The organism is Methylobacterium sp. Leaf399 (assembly GCF_001424525.1).
GTDB lineage: Bacteria > Pseudomonadota > Alphaproteobacteria > Rhizobiales > Beijerinckiaceae > Methylobacterium.
In genome coordinates, this window is the sequence record NZ_LMQK01000012.1 from 472501 (window position 1) to 475404 (window position 2904).

The window sequence follows — 2904 nt, forward strand, 5'->3', positions numbered from 1 at the left end:
CGGGTTCGCTTCAAACCCCTATGTATTCAGGATTTGATACCTTCATATGATCAATTGTAGTGAAGACCCAAACAAGCGTTTCCGACTGTCTGAACCCACAATACAAAAGATCGAAGGTGGGTTTCCCCATTCGGAAATCCCTGGATCAAAGCTCGTTCGCAGCTCCCCAAGGCTTATCGCAGCGTACCACGTCCTTCATCGCCTCTCAGCGCCAAGGCATCCACCGAATGCTCTTAAGGCACTTGATCGCTCTCATGATCGATGTCCGCTTTTTGACACCTGGCGTTGCGCCAGGACCCAAAAGCGTCTCGGTCAAAAAAACAAAAAGACCGATTTCCCGGCCCTTTCGAACCAGAAAATCTTATGCTTGCCGAACATAACCGGACAGGACCAGCTCTCGCTGCCAATCCGGCTACATTCCCTCTAAACGATGTCGATTTTCGCTTTCCCGGCGATCCTCAGGGGATCGACCAGGCAGCAAAACTCTGTGTGCTTCCGGATAGGACAAAACCAGCTCGAAGCCATTCGACCCTCGACCCGTGCGGGGAGAGGAATGGTGGAGCCAGTCGGGATCGAACCGACGACCTGATGCTTGCAAAGCAACCGCTCTCCCAGCTGAGCTATGGCCCCTGACTGCGATTGCGAAGAGATCGTGGTGCAAAGAGAATGGTGGGCCTGGGACGACTCGAACGTCCGACCTCACCCTTATCAGGGGTGCGCTCTAACCACCTGAGCTACAGGCCCAAGCAGATCGAGGCGCGCCGACTGAACGGTGCACCGATCACGCTATCCGGAAATGAGAAAGAGAAACGAGGACGGCGCCCTGCCCCGCCAATCGGGGCCTGACTGGCCCCATGTGTATCCAATGACGCCTCGAGAGGAGCGGCTCACCATCACGATGAGCGTCACTAAAGAAGCATCCTTAGAAAGGAGGTGATCCAGCCGCAGGTTCCCCTACGGCTACCTTGTTACGACTTCACCCCAGTCGCTGACCCTACCGTGGTCGCCTGCCCCCTTGCGGTTGGCGCAGCGCCGTCGGGTAAGACCAACTCCCATGGTGTGACGGGCGGTGTGTACAAGGCCCGGGAACGTATTCACCGTGGCATGCTGATCCACGATTACTAGCGATTCCGCCTTCATGCACTCGAGTTGCAGAGTGCAATCTGAACTGAGACGGTTTTTGGGGATTTGCTCCAGATCGCTCCTTCGCGTCCCACTGTCACCGCCATTGTAGCACGTGTGTAGCCCATCCCGTAAGGGCCATGAGGACTTGACGTCATCCACACCTTCCTCGCGGCTTATCACCGGCAGTCTCCCTAGAGTGCCCAACTGAATGATGGCAACTAAGGACGTGGGTTGCGCTCGTTGCGGGACTTAACCCAACATCTCACGACACGAGCTGACGACAGCCATGCAGCACCTGTGTTCGCGTCCCCGAAGGGAACCCCGGATCTCTCCGGCTGGCACGACATGTCAAGGGATGGTAAGGTTCTGCGCGTTGCTTCGAATTAAACCACATGCTCCACCGCTTGTGCGGGCCCCCGTCAATTCCTTTGAGTTTTAATCTTGCGACCGTACTCCCCAGGCGGAATGCTTAAAGCGTTAGCTGCGCTACTGAGGTGCAAGCACCCCAACAGCTAGCATTCATCGTTTACGGCGTGGACTACCAGGGTATCTAATCCTGTTTGCTCCCCACGCTTTCGCGCCTCAGCGTCAGTAATGGTCCAGTCAGCCGCCTTCGCCACTGGTGTTCTTGCGAATATCTACGAATTTCACCTCTACACTCGCAGTTCCACTGACCTCTACCATACTCAAGCCAAACAGTATCGAAGGCAATTCTGTGGTTGAGCCACAGGCTTTCACCCCCGACTTGAATGGCCGCCTACGCGCCCTTTACGCCCAGTGATTCCGAGCAACGCTAGCCCCCTTCGTATTACCGCGGCTGCTGGCACGAAGTTAGCCGGGGCTTATTCTTCCGGTACCGTCATTATCGTCCCGGACAAAAGAGCTTTACAACCCTAAGGCCTTCATCACTCACGCGGCATGGCTGGATCAGGCTTGCGCCCATTGTCCAATATTCCCCACTGCTGCCTCCCGTAGGAGTTTGGGCCGTGTCTCAGTCCCAATGTGGCTGATCATCCTCTCAGACCAGCTACTGATCGTCGCCTTGGTAGGCCATTACCCCACCAACTAGCTAATCAGACGCGGGCCGATCCTTCGGCAGTAAACCTTTCCCCAAAAGGGCGTATCCGGTATTAGCTCTAGTTTCCCAGAGTTATTCCGAACCGAAGGGTACGTTCCCACGTGTTACTCACCCGTCTGCCGCTGACACCCGAAGGTGCCCGCTCGACTTGCATGTGTTAAGCCTGCCGCCAGCGTTCGCTCTGAGCCAGGATCAAACTCTCAAGTTGAAGAGTTGATCTAGCCGATCACATCATAACGGAAGCACACAAACCGAAAGACGTTTCCGTCGTTCCGGTGTGAGCTTACGAAACGTGTCGGCCTATCGTCTCACATGACCTCCCGCTACAGGAGGTCCGCAAGGACAAGACGCCGCCCACGCTTCTCTTTCTCAGATTCACTTGTCAAAGAGCGCCCGGTCTCACAACCAGGAAAGACACCCGAAAACCAACTAGAGACCCCGTTTCCAGGGTACAACCCACTTGAAGCTCTCGGAGAACCGTGATACCGAACCTTCCGTCAGAAGGTCCGCCTCAGCGGTGGGAGCCGTCTAAAACCCCCGAAACTCCGTGTCAACCCCAGCAAATCCAGACCAAACCAGATCGCCAAAACCAACACACACCCAAAAGACAAAAACACAGCCACCGCCAAGCCATTACAGCTCAGCACCAGCCAGCCAATCCAAAAGGTGAAAACAACAACACCGCCAGGAAGCGAAACCGC

1 protein-coding gene, 2 tRNA genes and 2 rRNA genes (1 of these 5 only partly in view) are annotated in these 2904 nt (G+C 55.6%); all 5 read right to left on the reverse strand.

Going from position 1 to position 2904, the window contains the following annotated elements:
- A 23S ribosomal RNA gene (locus ASG40_RS10275) occupies positions 1 to 248 on the reverse strand; it reaches 2572 nt to the left of the window's first position.
- 306 nt (positions 249 to 554) lie between these two features.
- Positions 555 to 630: transfer RNA gene (locus tag ASG40_RS10280), tRNA-Ala, on the reverse strand.
- 37 nt (positions 631 to 667) lie between these two features.
- Positions 668 to 744 (reverse strand) — tRNA-Ile (locus ASG40_RS10285).
- 182 nt (positions 745 to 926) lie between these two features.
- Positions 927 to 2411 (reverse strand): 16S ribosomal RNA (locus ASG40_RS10290).
- Together the 16S and 23S rRNA genes with 2 tRNA genes alongside form the textbook arrangement of a ribosomal RNA operon.
- Positions 2412 to 2700: 289 nt before the next feature.
- Positions 2701 to 2904: hypothetical protein (locus tag ASG40_RS21910; RefSeq protein WP_210168792.1), on the reverse strand; the 204-nt coding region annotated here is incomplete at its 5' end.